Raw genomic sequence first — 16,049 nt, 5'->3', positions numbered from 1 at the left:
AGCCTCTTAAACAGTCGCGGCTTCGACAGCCCCGCGAGGCCGCAACTCCTTCAGAGTTGCGGCGCGGGGCGCGGGGCGCGGGCGCGGGGCGCGAGACGGCAGCAGGCCCCCGGACCGAGTGGTCCGGGGGCCTGCTGTGGTGTTGCGGGGTCTTACTTGGCCGCGACCACGTTCAGGTTGAACTTGGCGGTCACGTCCGGGTGCAGCTTGATCTGCACCGTGTAGCCACCGGTCGACTTGATCGCGGCCGGCAGCTCGATCTTGCGCTTGTCCAGCGCCGGGCCGCCCGCGGTCTTGACCGCCTCGGCGACCTCGTTCGCGGTGACCGAGCCGAACAGGCGGCCGCCCTGGCCGGCACGCGCCGACAGGGTGACCTTCAGGCCCTCGAGCTGCGACTTGATCTCGTTGGCGTGGCCCAGGTCGCGGACCTCACGAGCCCCACGGGCCCGCTTGATCGACTCGACCTGCTTCTCGGCGCCCTTGGTCCACAGGATCGCGAAACCCTGGGGGAGCAGGTAGTTACGGCCGAAGCCGTCCTTGACCTCAACGATGTCGCCGGGAGTGCCGAGACCGGACACCTCGTGCGTCAGAATGATCTTCATCAGGTGCCCTCCTCTCAGCGACCGGTGGTGGTGTACGGCAGGAGCGCCATCTCGCGGGCGTTCTTGACCGCACGGGCGATCTGCCGCTGCTGCTGCGTGGTCACGCCGGTCACCCGCCGAGCGCGGATCTTGCCGCGGTCGGAGATGAACTTGCGCAGCAGCGCGGTGTCCTTGTAGTCGATGTAGGTGATCCCCTCCTTGTCGAGCGGGTTCACCTTCTTCTTCGGTTTGCGCAGGGCCGCAGCCTTCGCCATGATCTCTACCTCAGTCTGTTTCCACTGACCGGGGACCGTGCACGGTCACCTGTCAGAACGGTGGCTCGTCGTCGAAATTGCCACCCGAACCGCCTGCAGGAGCAGCCGTCGCCCACGGGTCGTCGGAGAAGCCTCCGCCGCCGGAGCTGTTGCCGCCGCCGCTGGAGCCGGAGCCGTAGCCCCCACCGCCTCCGCCGCCGGAACGCGACATCCTCTGCACCTTCGCCGTGGCGTACCGCAGCGACGGGCCGATCTCGTCGACTTCCAGCTCGTAGACCGTGCGCTTCTCGCCTTCCTTCGTCTCGTACGACCGCTGGCGCAGCCGTCCGGAGACGATGACGCGGGAGCCCTTCTGCAGCGACTCGGCTACGTTCTCCGCCATCTGCCGCCACATGTTGCACGACAGGAAGAGCGGCTCGCCGTCCTTCCACTCGCCGGACGCGCGGTCCAGCGTGCGGGGGGTCGAAGCGAGACGGAAGTTCGCCACAGCCGCACCCGACGGGGTGAAGCGCAGCACAGGGTCGTCGACAAGATTGCCGATGACCGTGATGGTGGTTTCTCCAGCCATGACCTTCTCCTCGGTTCACATTTGTTCTGCCGCAAAGGTTCCCACAGGGATGCGACAGCACACGTGAAGTGGTCCGGGCGTCGCGGGTGTCGGGAAGGTCAGCGAACTTCCGGACGGATGACCTTGGTGCGCAGCACGGACTCGTTGAGTCGCAGCTGGCGGTCCAGCTCGGCAACGGCCGCAGGCGTGGCCTGCAGGTCGATGACGGCGTAGATGCCCTCGGCCTTCTTGTTGATCTCGAAGGAGAGCCGGCGACGGCCCCACACGTCGAGCTTCTCGACCGAACCACCCGAGGTCCGGATCACGTTGAGGTACGTGTCCAGGGACGGGGCAACGGTGCGCTCCTCGAGACTGGGGTCGAGGATCACCATTACTTCGTAGTGACGCAAGACGTACTCACCTCCTATGGGCTTGGCGAGGCCGGTGACCGGCCTCTTCGGCTACGGACTGTCCGTAGCAGGAGGTCTGCGTCGTTCCATGCGAATGCCGCGGGATCTGCCCGCGGCACACGGAACCCGGCTATGTTACCTGGTCGCCCGGCCGTGCCCGCCGTCGCCGCCCCACCGCCACGTCCCGCCCGCCGGGCAGGGGCCGCCCGACCTGGCGGAGATCGTCCGACTTGCCAGGCAGATGGGCGTATGAGCAGTCAAGATACGCCCGATTGCCCGGCAAGTCGGACGATCAAGCGCCCCGCGGACGCGCGCGACGCGGCGGCGGGCGGCGGCCGGCGTCGGGATGTCGACAGACGGCGAGACGCGGTCACCTGATCCAGGTGACCGCGTCTGGTGAGGAGGACCGCGGGGCGCTCTTTCCGAACTGCTGGGTGGGACCTGGGGAGGAACGACCACACCGACGATGTTGGAGAGAACGCCCCGCGGAGTATCTGTAATACTACGCGAACTCTGCCCGAGTTGCTCGCTGAGCGATAATAGCGCGGATTGCCCCGGCTGACACACCAACGACACACACTGTCGCAATAATTGCTAGAAGTCCGATTGGCCCCTTGTCGGGGGACGTCGAGGACAGCCGGTTCGCGTCGAGCATCTCTCCGCTGCCACCGACCACCGCCGCAGGCGGGGACTCCTGCACTCCCTGGCCGTCGCCGTCACCGGGCACGGGGAACAGCGTCTCCGTGGGCTCGGTCACCTCGGGGTGCTCGTCGGCCGGGGCCGGAGTGTCGTTGCGGCTGGTCGAGCGGCTGGTGCCCGGCTGGCTCGCCGCCTTCGTCGGGCTGGGCTTCGCGGACGGCTTGCGGGTGGGCGTCGACCCGCTGCTGCTGCCCTGCCCGCTGGTCGAGCCGGACCCGGAGCCGGACGGGGTCGACGTCGACCGGCTGGTGACCTCGACCGTCAGCGGCTCGAAGGTCGGGTTCAGGTTCAGCAGGCACTCGGGCACCATGGCGACCTTGACCGGACCGCGGTGGAACTGCACCTCGACCGTCTCGCCGTCGGCGACGTCCGCGCTGTCCTTGCCGTCGATCTGCAGGGTCGCGCCCTGGCCCAGGCCGTTGGTGAGGCGCACCTTCGACTCCGCCGCGACGGTGATCTTCGTGGTCGCCGGCTTGGAGCCGCACAGCAGCAGGCCCAGACCGCCGCCGCTGAAGCTGACGCCGGGCGCCGCCTCGGGCTCCACGGCGCCGGCCGGGCTGGCGCCGAGCAGTGGCAGGCCCGCGAGAAGGCCGGCCGCCGCGAAGGCCGCGGCTCGCCGACGGATGGCGTACGACATGACGCATCTCCCCCTGGGGCGTGCGCCCCGGATCCGGTCGCCTCGCGGGGGGCGAGGAGGCACGCCTCGCAGTTCCCCGGCTGGGGGAGCACGGTGCGGCATTGAAATCAACGCAACAAACCGGCTCCGGTTGCGCATGCGACCGCAGCGCCCGCCGCGCGGAGCGGTAATACTGGTCGAATGCTTATCGGGGCTCACGTCGATTATGAAGATCCACTAGCTGAGGCGACCGCGCGCAACGCCGACGTCGTACAGTTCTTCCTCGCCGATCCGCAGGGCTGGAAGGCCCCGGAGACCCGGCCGGACGCCGAGGCGCTGCGCGCCAGTTCGGTGGAGATCTTCGTGCACGCCCCTTATGTGCTCAATCTCGCATCGACGAACAACCGCATCCGGATCCCCAGCCGCAAGTTGCTCGCCCAGCACGCCGCAGCGGCGGCCACGGTGGGCGCCAGCGGCCTCATCGTGCACGGCGGCCACGTCAACAAGGGCGAGGAAGTCGCGGTCGGCATCGACAACTGGCGCAAGGCGCTGCAGCAGGCGCAGGACAAGGGCGGCCTGCCGACCCGAGTACTGATCGAGAACACCGCCGGCGGCGACAACGCCTGCGCGCGGCGCTTCGACGAGCTGGCCCGGCTCTGGGACGCGGTCGGCGAGTTCGGCGTGGGCTTCTGCCTGGACACCTGCCACGCCCACGCGGGCGGCGAGAAGCTGCTGGACATCGTGGACCGGGTGAAGGCCATCACAGGGCGGATCGATCTCGTGCATGCGAACGGATCGCGAGATGGATTCGACTCCGGCCGCGATCGGCACGACAATCTGACAGTCACGAACAACGAACCCGGGATGATCGACCCCGAGCTGGTGGCCGCCGTGGTGCGCGCCGCCGGCGCGCCCGCCGTGGTGGAGACGCCAGGCGGGGTGGAGGGTCAGTCCGCCGACATCGCGTACCTGCGCGCACACCAGTAGAGGGGAACCTGTGAACGGGACCGACGCCGCGCCCGCCAAGGAGCCGACCGCCGTCAAGGAACCGGTTGCCCCTCGCCACGCCGCACCCGAGCCGGAGCCGGTCGAGGAGGACGCCTTCGCCCGCTTCAGCCCGGACACGGAGGAGGAGACGCCGACCCGGGTGCGCCGCACGCTGCGGGGCACGCGCTTCGTGCTGCTGCACGAGTGGGCGCTGGCCGCGTACGCGTCGCTGGCGCTCGCCGTGGCGATGACGTGGCCCACCCTGCGCTATCCGGCGTACACGATCCCGCAGGACACCGGTGATCCCACCCTGCAGGCATGGCAGATGGCGTGGTCCGGGCACGTGCTGAAGACCGACTGGTCGCAGCTGTGGCACTCGAACAGCTTCTACCCGGAGAAGTACAGCTTCGCCTTCTCCGACACCCTGCTCGGTTACGCCCCGGCCGGCCTGTTCGGCACCGGGCTGGAGGCCGCGCTCGTCCGCTACAACGTCATGTACGTGCTGCTGCACGCGCTCGCCTTCTTCGGGGCGTACGTGCTGCTCCGGCAGCTCGGCTCGGGCAAGACCGGGGCGGCCGTGGCGGGCGCGGCGTTCGCGTACGCGCCGTGGCGGCTGGCGCAGGCCGGGCACATGCACGTGATGTCGGTCGGCGGCATCGCCCTCGCGCTGGCGATGCTGGCCCGCGGCCACGGCTTCTCGCTGCGCCACGGCTACCGGCCGGAGCTGCGCAAACCCGGCTGGGCGCTGGCCGGCTGGCTGGTCGCCGCCTGGCAGATCAGCCTCGGCTTCGGCATCGGCCTGCCGTTCGCGTACGTGCTTGCGGGCATCGTGCTGGTCAGCGCGATCACCTACTTCGTGCGCAGCAGGTGGGTCTGGAGCGAGCCGAAGCCGTTCGGCTGGAAGCTGTTCACCGCGGACGCGGTCGGCGGCCTGGTGTTCGCCGCGGTCGGCGGCCTGATCGCGCTGGCCTACTTCAAGGTCGTGGAGCTGCACCCGTACGCCGAGCGCTCGGACTGGGAGGTCGACTTCTACTCCCCGCCGATCCTGGGCTTCTTCACCAGCCCCGCCCAGTCCATGCCGTGGGGGGAGGCGCACTCCGGAGCGCGGGAGGTGCTGGGCGGCGCGGCGGGGGAGACCAGCCTGCTGCCCGGTTTCGTGCTGTACGGCCTCGCCTTCGCCGGCCTGGTCATGTCGGCCTGGACGCTGCGCAAGCGGATGCTGCTGTTCAGCGGCGTCGTGCTGTCGGTGATCCTGGCCATGGGCACGAAGTTCTTCGGCGGCCGTCCCGGCTACATGACCCTGTACGACATCCTGCCGGGCTGGAGCGGCATCCGCACCCCCGGCCGGCTCGTCATCTGGACGACGCTGCTGCTGGCGATCCTGGCCGCCGGGGCGGTGACCGCGTTCGTCGAGCAGGCCAAGACGGTGTCGGAGGACCGGGTGCCGTCCCGGCCGCACCCGCTGCTGCGGCTGGCCACGTTCCTGCCGCTGCTGCTGGTGGTGGCCGAGGGCCTGAACGTCACCGAGCACCCGGTGGTGCCGCTGCAGCCGCCGTCCATGGCCACGGCGCAGGCCCCGATGCTGGTGCTGCCCAGCGACCCGCTGATGGACATGAAGGTGATGGTCTGGTCGACGGACCGGTTGGAGCCGATCGTCAACGGCAACAGCGGCTTCACCCCGACCACGCTCAATGAGGTCCGGGAGCTGACCAAGACGTTCCCCGACCAGGCGAGCGTGAACCGGCTGCGCGAGCTCGGCGTCAAGACCGTGCTGGTGCTGCGGGAGGAGGCCAAGGGCACGCCGTACGAGCCGGCCCTGACCGCCCCCGCGGACGGCCTCGGCGTGCAGCGCGTCGACGCCCCGGACGCGGTGGTCTTCACGCTGTCGTAGGCGGCAGGCACGACGGAGCCCCCGTCACCCGGAGTCGATTCCGGGCGACGGGGGCTCTCGCTTGCGTCGCTCGGACAGCCGTCAGGCGACCGCGGGGACCGGCCGGCTGCTCGCCGGGTCGGCTTCCAGCGGCTCGTTGGCCGGACCGCCGTCCGGGTCGGGGGTGTCGCTGTCGGCGTACGCCTGCCGCACCACGTCGAGCTCCGGGTGGATCATCTCGCGGATCACCAGCACCACGAGCAGGATCACGGTCCCCAGCCGCATCATCGAGGCGAAGACGAACACCCACTCGTCGAAGACCTGCTTGCCCGACGCGCCCATCAGCTCGCCGTAGAAGGCGACGAAGTAGCAGACCTCGGCGAGCTGCCAGGCCAGGAACGCGGGCCACTTCGGGCGAGCCAGCACCAGCAGCGGCAGCAGCCACAGCGTGAACTGCTGCGACCACACCTTGTTGGTGATCAGGAAGACCGCGACGACCACGAACGCCAGCTGCGCCAGCCGCGGCGGCGTCTTCACCCGCAGGCCGAACACGAGCAGGCCAACGCAGCACAGTGCGAACAGCGCGAGCGACAGGTTCGTCACCAGCGGGACGTTGTTCCACAGCTCCAGCCCGAACGGGTCGAAGTGGCGGCCGACGTACCAGGACGTGCCCCAGTCGATGATGCGTTCGGAGTTGAGGTCGAGGAAGCGCCGCCAGTTCTCAAAGTTGATCAGCATGACCGGCACGTTCACCGCCAGCCAGGCGATCACGCCCGCCGCGACCGAGTTGACCAGCGCCGCGTACTGCCGCGAGCGCACGGCGACGATCAGGATGGGCAGGAACAGGAAGGCCGGCCAGAGTTTGGCCGCCATACCGAGGCCGAGCATCACCCCCGCCGCGACCGGATACTTCTTCGCCCACAGCCATATCCCGGCCACCGCCAGCACGATGGCCAGCAGGTCCCAGTTGACCGTCGCGGTGACCAGCAGCACCGGGGACAGCGCGAACAGCGCCGCGTCCCAGGGTCTGCGCCGTCGCAGCGACAGGATCATGGCGACCGAGGCGATGGCGAACAGGCTGAGCACGAACGCGTTGGTGTCGTAGAACAGCGTCGCCTGCGGGATCGCGCTGTTCTTCTCGCCGAGCGCGTGGATCGGCAGGCCCAGCGCGCCCATGAACGCGCCGGTCAGCACCGGGTACTCCACCGGGTAGTCGACGTAGGGCACCGCGCCCTCGTTGAGGTGCTCGGCGTAGTACAGCGCGAGCACGTCGGTGTAGCAGAAGTGGGTGTACTGCTTGTAGTCGGCCCAGGCCCCGTCCCGGCAGGGCGATTTCTGGACCCAGTGCAGCGCCAGGGTCAGGCAGGTGAGCGCGAGCACGATCCGCGCGGCCGTCCAGAACCGCCCGCCGCGCGACGGCGTCTCGGGCACGGCATGCTCACCACGCGGTCCGCCGATGGCCTCGGCCAGGCCCCGGACGAAGCCGTCCTCCCTGGCGGGCGACACCACGTGCTCACGAACATCACTCATAGCCCGACATCCTGCCTCAGAATTCTGGGAAGTGCAGCAAGCCCCGCGTACCGCCTGGAAACGAAGAGGGACCCCCGCAGGGGCCCCTCTTCGTCAATCGGCTGTCATGGACAAGGTTTGCCTGGTTTCGGGATGCAGATCCCACCACCCCCGGTGCCCGACGGCGTGGGCGAGGGGTTCGGGTTGTTGCCAGGACCGCCCGGTCCGCCCGGTCCGCCCGGCTGGTTCTCGCAGCCCGGCTGGTTCGGGTTGAGGAAGCAGGCGCCCGGGTCCGGGGTCGGCGTGGTCTCCTTGCCGTCGCCGGCGTCCTGGTCGCCGATGCAGCCGCCGCAGCCCTGCTCGATCGGCTTGGGGCCGAACTTGAGCAGCTCGTTGGCCTTGTTCATGAACCCGGTCCAGATGTCCTTCGGCAGGTCACCACTGCCGATCTTGCCACCACCGGGATCCTTGATCGGCTCGGACTCGTTCACGTAGTTGCCGACCCAGACCGCGGTCGCGATCTGCGGCGTGTAGCCGACGTACCAGGCGCTGGAGTTCTGCCCGGCCCACTGGTTGCCGGCCTGCCAGGTGCCCGACTTGGAGATCGAGTCGCGGTTGCTCAGCCTCGTGCCGCTGTAGTTCTTCAGCACGGCGTTGACCTCGCCGACGACCTTCGGGTCGATGGTCTGCTTGCCCTTGATCTTCGGGCCGGTGCCGGGGACCGGCTTCCACACGCTCTTGCCGTCCTCGGTCATCTTGCGCTCGACCTTGGCGACGAAGTGCGGCTTGTTGTAGATGCCGTTCGCCGCGAAGGTGGCGATGCCCGAGGCGTGGTCCAGCACGGTGATCGGGTACTGGCCGAAGCCGACGTGGGGGCCGAGCGGAACCTCGCTCCCCTTCTTCTTGGTGAGGTCGTACGCCTTGTTTCCGTCGTCCCAGATCATGCTGACGCCGGCCTTGGCCGCCATGTCGAGCACCGCTGCCGGGCCGATCTTCTCGGTGACCTTGTAGAAGGGCACGTTGTACGACTTCTGCGCCATCAGCTTGAGGGTGCAGTTCGTGTGGCAGCCCGCGTCGGCGCCGTCGCGTCCCGCGTTGCGGATCTCCGTCTTGGAGCCCTTCGGCTTGAAGGGGGTCGGATCCCAGTGCGATTCCACCGACACGCCCGCCTGGACCGCCGCGGCCAGCGTGTAGATCTTGAACGAAGACGCGGGGGAGTGCCCGCCGCCGACGAACGGACCGCCCTCGCCGTTCTTGCCGGCCTTGTCGTACGTGGTGCCGTCCATGCCGCCGTAGTAGGAGAGCACCGCTCCGGTCTGCGGGTTGATCGCCACGGCGGCCGCGGTGACGTTCTTGGGGTACCTGTTCAGCATCGAGGTCTTCGGAGTGGTCTCCTTGTCGACCTGGGGTCCGCAGGTGATCTTCTTCGGGTCGGACGTCTTCAGATCCACCGCCAGCGGCTTGCCGTCCTTGCCCAGCCTCGTCTTCCCGTCCTCGGCGATGGTGAAGGGGACGACCTTGTTCTTCTTGTCCTTGCAGACCTCGATGACCACGTATTCCCGGCGGAGCCGCTTCTCCAGTTCCGCCTGCGCCTTGGGGTCGATGGTGAGGGTGATCTTGAGACCACCGTTCTTCCAGTCGGTGATGCCGATGGCCTCCAGCGCCTTCTTGACCTCCGGAGTCTCCATCTCCTTCTTGATGTAATTGATCATCGGCCCGTAGCTGGTGCCCTTGATGCCCCAGGTGGCGTTGTTCTTGCCGCCGGGCGTGAACGCGACCGTCTTCGGGAAGCCCTCAGCCTTGACCTGATCCACCTCGGCCTGGGTCAGCGTGTTCATCTTCACCACGCTGTTGAGCACATAGTTCCAGCGGTCCTTGGCGGCGGCCTCGTCGTTCTGCGGGTCGTAGCCCTTGTACTGGCAGTCCTTGAGCTCCACGTCGCCGCACTGCGGCTCGGGCTGCTTCAGCACCGCGCCGAGCAGCGCCGCCTGGGCGATGGTCAGCTTCTCCGCGTCGACACCGGGACCGAAGTACGCCTTGGCCGCCGCGCCCACGCCGGTCGCCCCGCGGCCGAAGTAGGCGGTGTTGACGTAGAAGCCGAGGATCTCGTCCTTCGAGTACTCCTGCTCCAGCTCCCGCGCCCAGACCGCCTCGCGCAGCTTACGGGCGTAGCTGACCTCGAGGTCCTGCGCCGCGGCACGCGCGTACTGCTGGGTGATCGTCGAGGCGCCCTGGGTGGCGCCGCCGGTGAGGTTGTTCCACGCGGCACGCGCGATACCCCACAGGTCGATGCCGTCGTGGTTGTAGAACTCCTGGTCCTCGCCCGCGATCAGGGTGTCCTTGATCTTCTTGTCGAGCACCTTCATGTCGACGATGCGACGGTTCTCCGTGCCGAGCTGCGCGACCTGCGTCTTGCCGTCGGAGGCGAAGATCAGGGTGTTCTCCTGCGTCTTGAACTCGCCCGGTTCGGGCACGCCGCTCAGGAACGAGGTGAACGCGATCATCCCGCCGCCGGCGAGCATGATCAGCACTGCCACCGAGGCGAGCGCGATGGTGAGCTTGTTACGTTTCTTCTTGCCGGACTTGCCGCCTTTACCGGCTTTGGCACCCTTGCCCTTGCCGGCCGGCTGCTCGCCGTCCTCCATGTCGAGGCCCGCGGGGCGCACGCTGGCCCGGCCGCCGACGGTCGCCCGCCCGGCGGGAGCGCCGACGCTCGCCCGCCCGGCCGCACCGCCGACGCTCGCCCGCCCGGCGGAGGCGCCGACCGTCGCGCGCCCGGCAGCCGGGCTGATCGGGGGGTTCACCGGGGCCTGGCCGTAGCCCTGGTCGTAGCCGTTCTGGTCCGCGCTGCCGTAGCCGCCGCCCTGGCCGTATCCGCCGTTGGCGGAGTACTGCCCGTGGTCCGCCTGGTTGCTCGACGAGTAGTCGTAGCCGTAGTCGTCGGATGGCACCGAGGCGCGGCCCGAATTCTGCACGGGGGCCGGGTATGACTGACGATATTGCTCGTCGTCATACCCGTTGCCGGCGTGAGGGTCGCCGTACGAAGTCATCTGTCACACCGTTCCGGTCGGGGATGGGGCGGTGGCGGCAGCCGCTGACAGCTGGGGGGCTGTCCTGTGGGCGCGTCCCAGGAGGTACTGCTCCACGAGGTGGTTCCAGTCACAGCCGCGGCACACCTCGACCACGTAGACCTGAAACTCACCGAGCGTGTCGGCCAGCACCGCGAGCTCGGCGCGGGAGCGCGCCTGACCCGCGGAGTTCTTGAGCTGATCGCCGTAGATGTAGTGCACGTTGATCACGAACTCGCGGCGGCAGATGGGGCACCGGTTCTCGGTGGCCTCGCCGTGGAAACGAGCCGCGCTCTTCAGGTAGGGCGAGGCATCGCACACCTCTGACGTGCCCACCCTTCCCGCGTACACCTCACGCAGCAGAGCTCGCCGCTGGAGGGAATAGTCAACGAATCCGTCGCCTCGCCGCTGGGCGGCACGAGGCGACGCAGAGACCCGTTGCTGCGCGCGCATGAAAAGCAGGGTAACCCCTCGTTCGGCGCGCCGCGACCGCCGTCACACAGCGTGACCAGCACCAAGCCGAGCGCTCAATGATCATCCGCTCCGGTGATCATCAGCACCGTTGTATTGCCTCGACCCGTCACGCCGTTCTAACGTAACGATGTATCGGCGCGATACATCGCGCACGAAGACCCAGACCGCGAGACCGATCAGAGGGGGTGGCCGACATGCTCGACCTGGCCATCCTCGGCCTGCTGCATGAGTCCCCGATGCATGGCTACGAGCTGCGCAAGCAGCTCAGCACCAAGCTGGGCGCGATCCGCGCGGCGATCAGCTACGGCTCTCTCTACCCCACACTGCGACGGCTGCAAACCGCCGGCTGGATCACCGAGGCCGGGGAGACCCCCGCCGGCGACGCCGACGTACCGCCGCTGACCAGTCGCCGGGGCAGGGTGGTCTACAAGATCACGGCCGAGGGCAAGGAGCGGTTCCAGGACCTGCTGGCGCAGGTGGGGCCGGAGGCATACGAGGACGCCGCGTTCGGCGTGCACTTCGCCTTCTTCTCCCGCACCGACGTCGACATCCGCCTGCGCATCCTGGAGGGCCGCCGCCGCAAGGTGGAGGAGCGCCGGGAGGGCTTCCGGGAGGTGCTCGCCCGGGCCGCGGAACGGCTCGACGCGTACACCCTGGAGCTGCAGCGCCATGGCCTGGATGCCGCGGACCGCGAGGTCCGCTGGCTGGAGGAGCTCATCGCGAACGAGCGCTCCGGCCGCACCCCGCCGCCGCGCGGGGCCGAGGGCGAGCTCCGACCGAGCCCGCGCACCACAGATTCCGCACGACCGCTCACGGCCCGACCGGGCCCTGACGACTCCGCCGAGTGAGTTGGGCGGCGCGGCCGACCGGCTGCCCGCCTGAAGAGAAGAAGGAGGCAGGAGCTATGGGCTCCGTCCGCGTTGCCATCGTCGGTGTCGGTAACTGCGCCTCGTCCCTGGTCCAGGGCGTGGAGTACTACCGGGACGCCGATCCGTCCGAACGTGTTCCCGGCCTGATGCACGTCGACTTCGGCGGCTACCACGTCCGCGACGTCGAGTTCGTCGCCGCGTTCGACGTCGACGCCAAGAAGGTCGGCCGTGACCTCGCCGAGGCCATCGTGGCCAGCGAGAACAACACCATCAAGCTGTGCGACGTGGCGCCCACCGGCATCACCGTGCACCGCGGCCCGACCATGGACGGCCTGGGCCAGTACTACCGCGAGATGGTCGAGGAGTCCGACGAGACCCCGGCCGACGTGGTCAAGGTCCTCAAGGACGCCCAGGTCGACGTGGTGGTCTGCTACCTGCCGGTCGGTTCGGAGCAGGCGGCCAAGTTCTACGCCCAGGCGGCGATCGACGCGGGCTGCGCCTTCGTGAACGCGCTGCCGGTCTTCATCGCCTCCGACCCGGCGTGGGCCAAGAAGTTCGAGGACGCGGGCCTGCCGATCGTCGGCGACGACATCAAGAGCCAGGTCGGCGCCACCATCGTGCACCGCGCCCTGGCGAAGCTGTTCGAGGACCGCGGCGTGGAGCTGCTGCGCACGTACCAGCTCAACTTCGGCGGCAACATGGACTTCATGAACATGCTGGAGCGCAACCGCCTGATCTCCAAGAAGATCTCGAAGACCCAGTCGGTGACGTCCCAGATCCCGCACGAGATGTCCAAGAGCGATGTGCACATCGGCCCGTCGGACCACGTGCCGTGGCTCGACGACCGCAAGTGGGCCTACATCCGCCTGGAGGGCCGCTCGTTCGGTGACACCCCGCTCAACGCCGAGCTCAAGCTCGAGGTGTGGGACTCGCCGAACTCGGCCGGCGTCATCATCGACGCGGTGCGGGCCGCGAAGATCGCGCTGGACCGCAAGATCGGTGGCCCGGTGCTGTCCGCTTCAAGCTACTTCATGAAGTCGCCGCCGGTGCAGTACAACGACCACGACGCCCACGAGTCGGTCGAGAACTTCATCAAGGGCACGGTGTAAATCGTTTATTTCGGGCCCGCTCTTGAAAAGTGTGAGCGGGCCCACTCATTCATCTGATCATGGCCTGTCTACTGCGGAAATTGACGTACGTCACGCGGTAGATAGGCCATCGTCTGTACTAATAGGCCGCTGACGCGCAGCTTTACGGCACGCTCGGTGTATGGACCCTCGGCCCGCTGATATGCATAGTGGGGACATGGGTAAGTCAGATCTGATGGATCGGGTGACCACGGACCTGTCACGTGGCCATACCTACCCGGCGATCCAGCGCATGCACAGCCTGGTCGCCGCGCATCCCACCGACCTGGATCTGCGGCGCAGGCTCGCCGCGATCTACCGGGCCACCGGCAACGCCGTCGAGGCCGGCCGCTGGTCATACCTGGACGACATCGCCGAACCCGAGGAACTCGAGGCATTCGAGGCCCGCTACCCGGCACACCGTCGCCTCGACGCACTCCGCTGGCCGACCGGCGCACCCGCGCCGACCGACATCTCCCGCGTACGGCTGGCACCGCTGCTGGCCGCCGCCGCTTCGGCACAGTCGCCGAAGCCGAACCCCCGCCGAGGATCCCGTCTGCAGACCTCGGCCGCCGTCGCGGCACTGGTGGCACTGTCCACATTGGTGGTCATCGGTGCCCGGACCGCGCTGGACTGGATCTTCTAGCGCCGAACCTCGGTATTGATCTGTGACCCGGCCGTTATAATTGCCCCTGGCGTGACATGCCACCGGTCCATAAGGATCAGGGCGTGGCAAAGGCGGACGTACTCGCCCGGGTGCGCGCCGATCTCGCGGCCGGGCATACCCATCTGGCTGTGCAGCGTCTACGGACCCTGCTGGCCGTCCTTCCCGACGACGTCGAGATCCGCGCACTACTGTCCTCCATCTACCGGCAGACCGGTAATCCGGTGGAGGCCGGCCGGTGGGGCTTTCTCACCGACGAGGTGCGCGACGCCGAGCTGACGGCGTTCGCCAAGGCCAACCCCGATCCGTGGCAGCGATTGCGGCTGCTGCACTTCCAGGGCGACACCGTGCACCTGTCCGCGACCGCGACCCAGCGCCTGGTGCAGCTCGCCGACGAGGCGGAGCGCTCGGGCAAGCCGACGCAATGGGCCGGGTCGTATCGGGCGCCCACGAAGAAGCGCGGCGTGGTGGTGCCGTGCCTGTTCACCTTCCTGGTCATCGGCCTCGCCCTGGTGCTGGCCGGCATCGGTGCCTTCAAGGTCCTCAGCTGGGTGGCCGAGTGACCGATCCGGTTGTTGCCCGAGGTCGCTACGGTTCCCGGCGTGGGTACGGCGACACTGGTCTTTCTGATCATCGGGGCACTCGGCATCGTCATCGCGGCGGTCGCCGTCCTCGGTGGTGACCTCCTCGACCTCGGCGACGGTTTCGTCTCCACGGAACTCGTCGCGTCACTGATCGGCGGCTTCGGCTTCAGCGCCGCCGTCGTGAACGAGCTCACCGGCGACGCCCTGGGCATCGCCGCGGTGGTGTTCATCGCGATAGTCGCCGCGATACCCCTGGCCCTACTGGCCAGCTACCTGGTAAAACGCATGTCGAACATGCGGACGGACGCCACCCCGACCCGCGCCGACCTGGTCGGCACCCGGGGTGTGGTGGTCACCCCCATCCCTGCCGGCGGCTTCGGCGAGGTCCGCGTGCGCATCGGCGGGCAGCCCGTGAAGCTGTCCGCCCGCGCCGAGCGCCCCGTGCCGCTGGGAACCAAGGTCGTCGTCACGTCCGCCGTCAGCGACACCAGCGTGATCGTGCAAGAAGTCCCGGAGCAGTAGCTCCTCTCCTTGGCAGAAGGAAGGCATTAACGGCTCCCCACGGATGAATTCGGGGGATTCCCAGCTCGGACCGCATCCGATCCACCGTCCCGGAAGGAGGCGATCGTATGTCTGATGTCGTCGGCACCGGCACGGTTGCGTTCAGCCGTGGCGAGGATCGTCCTCGCGGCGTTGAGATCGCGGTCGGCGGTGTACCCGCAGGCCGCGCATTCGAAGATGCGGACACCCAATCCGAGGCGGAGGTTGGCTCTCGCGCCGCACTCGGAGCAGGTCATCGTGGTGTAGGCGGGCGGCACCAGCACCACCTTCCGGCCCGCCCGCGTACCACGGTCGATCAGTTCCCGTTTGCATGCGCCGATCGCGGCGTCGGCCGCCTTTCGGGCCATCCGGGTTTTGGCCAGGAACTTCGGCTTGAAGTCCTCGACGGCGATCAGGGCGTGATGGTCGGTGATGCTCTTGGCCCAGACGCGGGCGTCGTGGGTGTTCTGCCGGGCGGCTTTCTTCTCGATCCGGGCGGCCAGCCGCTTCGCGCTCAGGTAACCCTTCGACGGGGGCTGCCCCTTCGGCGGGCGACGGCGCGCCATTTTGCGCTGGGCCTTGCCACGTTCGGCGGCGCAGCGCTTGCGGTGCCCGAGGTGTGGCAGGTCGAAGGCGGGGTCGGTGGTCGTGGCGGTGGTCTTCACGCCCCAGTCCACGCCGATGGCAGGCAGATCCGCTTCGGGTGTGTCGGCACGGGCACGGCGGACCACGAACGAGGCGTACCAGTGGCCGAGGTTGTCCCGGTAGACGCGAACGCTGGTCGGCTCGGACGGCAGTTCCCTGGACCAGACGACCGGAACGGTGACCTTGCCGGGAAGGCACAGGACCCCGGCCTTGATCCGAAAGCCCCGGGTGGTGTATTCCAGGCTCGCCGGCGCGTCCTTGAGGCGCTTGACCTTCGGCCGGCCCCGGCCTTTGACCTTGAACGAATGATCCAGGGCGATGGCATAGGTACGCAGGCTCTGCTGCTGGGCGACCTGGGAACCGGCGCGCAGCCAGGCGTTACGGCTCCGGGCCTCGGTCAGCATCTTCGACAGTGTGCCGAATGTCGGCTTGCGGCCGGTCCGCTGCTGGTGGACGGCCTCGTTCCACAGCCACCGGCAGCGGCCCCACTCGTCGAGCAGCGCTGCCTCTGCGGTACGGCCGGGCCGCAGGCGGTAGGTGTAGCGCACTGTCTCGAACACGTCGATCACCATATATGCCGAAGC

The 16,049-nt window shown here is 68.5% G+C and carries 16 protein-coding genes; 7 read left to right on the top strand and 9 right to left on the bottom strand.

Features of this window, described 5'->3' with window-relative positions:
* Nucleotides 1-152 precede the first annotated feature (152 nt).
* The 5 genes from rplI to Cco03nite_RS27305 form a co-directional block, all read right to left on the bottom strand.
* Nucleotides 153-602, bottom strand: coding sequence for a 50S ribosomal protein L9 (gene rplI, locus Cco03nite_RS27325; protein ID WP_120317648.1), 450 nt, complete (start codon nt 600-602; stop codon nt 153-155).
* Nucleotides 603-616: 14 nt separating this feature from the next.
* Nucleotides 617-856, bottom strand: coding sequence for a 30S ribosomal protein S18 (rpsR, locus tag Cco03nite_RS27320; protein ID WP_120317647.1), 240 nt, complete (start codon nt 854-856; stop codon nt 617-619).
* 52 nt (nt 857-908) lie between these two features.
* Nucleotides 909-1,424, bottom strand: a complete 516-nt coding sequence (locus Cco03nite_RS27315; protein WP_203695082.1) for a single-stranded DNA-binding protein — start codon at nt 1,422-1,424, stop codon at nt 909-911.
* Nucleotides 1,425-1,522: 98 nt separating this feature from the next.
* Complete coding sequence (gene rpsF / locus Cco03nite_RS27310) at nt 1,523-1,813, bottom strand: 30S ribosomal protein S6 (protein ID WP_120317645.1); 291 nt, start codon at nt 1,811-1,813, stop codon at nt 1,523-1,525.
* Nucleotides 1,814-2,315: 502 nt separating this feature from the next.
* Nucleotides 2,316-3,149 (bottom strand): hypothetical protein, encoded by an 834-nt coding sequence (locus Cco03nite_RS27305; protein WP_203695080.1) that lies wholly within the window; start codon nt 3,147-3,149, stop codon nt 2,316-2,318.
* 180 nt (nt 3,150-3,329) lie between these two features.
* On the opposite strand from Cco03nite_RS27305, the gene Cco03nite_RS27300 reads away from it, so the two are divergent.
* Complete coding sequence (locus tag Cco03nite_RS27300) at nt 3,330-4,115, top strand: deoxyribonuclease IV (RefSeq protein ID WP_203695078.1); 786 nt, start codon at nt 3,330-3,332, stop codon at nt 4,113-4,115.
* Between the two features lie 10 nt (nt 4,116-4,125).
* A complete protein-coding gene (locus Cco03nite_RS27295) occupies nt 4,126-6,006 on the top strand; it encodes a hypothetical protein (protein ID WP_203695076.1) in 1,881 nt (626 codons plus the stop codon).
* Between the two features lie 81 nt (nt 6,007-6,087).
* Here the strand turns inward: Cco03nite_RS27295 and Cco03nite_RS27290 are convergent, their stop codons facing one another.
* From Cco03nite_RS27290 to Cco03nite_RS27280, 3 genes are all read right to left on the bottom strand, one after another.
* Nucleotides 6,088-7,515: a glycosyltransferase family 87 protein gene (locus tag Cco03nite_RS27290; RefSeq protein WP_203695075.1), complete on the bottom strand. Its 1,428-nt coding sequence runs from the start codon at nt 7,513-7,515 to the stop codon at nt 6,088-6,090.
* A 104-nt stretch (nt 7,516-7,619) separates the two neighbouring features.
* Nucleotides 7,620-10,469, bottom strand: coding sequence for a transglycosylase domain-containing protein (locus tag Cco03nite_RS27285; RefSeq protein ID WP_203695074.1), 2,850 nt, complete (start codon nt 10,467-10,469; stop codon nt 7,620-7,622).
* Nucleotides 10,470-10,547: 78 nt separating this feature from the next.
* Entirely contained in the window at nt 10,548-11,015 is a 468-nt protein-coding gene (locus Cco03nite_RS27280; protein ID WP_203695073.1) for a DUF5318 family protein, read from the bottom strand.
* 215 nt (nt 11,016-11,230) lie between these two features.
* On the opposite strand from Cco03nite_RS27280, the gene Cco03nite_RS27275 reads away from it, so the two are divergent.
* The 5 genes from Cco03nite_RS27275 (at nt 11,231) to Cco03nite_RS27255 (ending at nt 14,802) form a co-directional block, all read left to right on the top strand.
* Complete coding sequence (locus Cco03nite_RS27275; RefSeq protein WP_308440459.1) at nt 11,231-11,884, top strand: PadR family transcriptional regulator; 654 nt, start codon at nt 11,231-11,233, stop codon at nt 11,882-11,884.
* A gap of 56 nt (nt 11,885-11,940) precedes the next feature.
* Entirely contained in the window at nt 11,941-13,014 is a 1,074-nt protein-coding gene (locus Cco03nite_RS27270) for an inositol-3-phosphate synthase (RefSeq protein ID WP_203695072.1), read from the top strand.
* A 196-nt stretch (nt 13,015-13,210) separates the two neighbouring features.
* Complete coding sequence (locus Cco03nite_RS27265) at nt 13,211-13,678, top strand: DUF6584 family protein (RefSeq protein ID WP_203695071.1); 468 nt, start codon at nt 13,211-13,213, stop codon at nt 13,676-13,678.
* An 83-nt stretch (nt 13,679-13,761) separates the two neighbouring features.
* Nucleotides 13,762-14,259, top strand: a complete 498-nt coding sequence (locus Cco03nite_RS27260) for a DUF6584 family protein (protein ID WP_203695070.1) — start codon at nt 13,762-13,764, stop codon at nt 14,257-14,259.
* A 39-nt stretch (nt 14,260-14,298) separates the two neighbouring features.
* Nucleotides 14,299-14,802, top strand: coding sequence for an NfeD family protein (locus Cco03nite_RS27255; RefSeq protein WP_239167700.1), 504 nt, complete (start codon nt 14,299-14,301; stop codon nt 14,800-14,802).
* A 26-nt stretch (nt 14,803-14,828) separates the two neighbouring features.
* On the opposite strand, the gene Cco03nite_RS27250 is transcribed toward Cco03nite_RS27255, so the two are convergent.
* Entirely contained in the window at nt 14,829-16,037 is a 1,209-nt protein-coding gene (locus Cco03nite_RS27250) for an RNA-guided endonuclease InsQ/TnpB family protein (RefSeq protein ID WP_203695068.1), read from the bottom strand.
* Between the last annotated feature and the right edge of the window lie 12 nt (nt 16,038-16,049).

Origin of the sequence: Catellatospora coxensis, assembly GCF_016862635.1 — a bacterium.
In the GTDB taxonomy this organism is placed as follows: Bacteria; Actinomycetota; Actinomycetes; order Mycobacteriales; family Micromonosporaceae; genus Catellatospora; species Catellatospora coxensis.
This window is presented reverse-complemented; position numbering and strand designations above follow the sequence as displayed.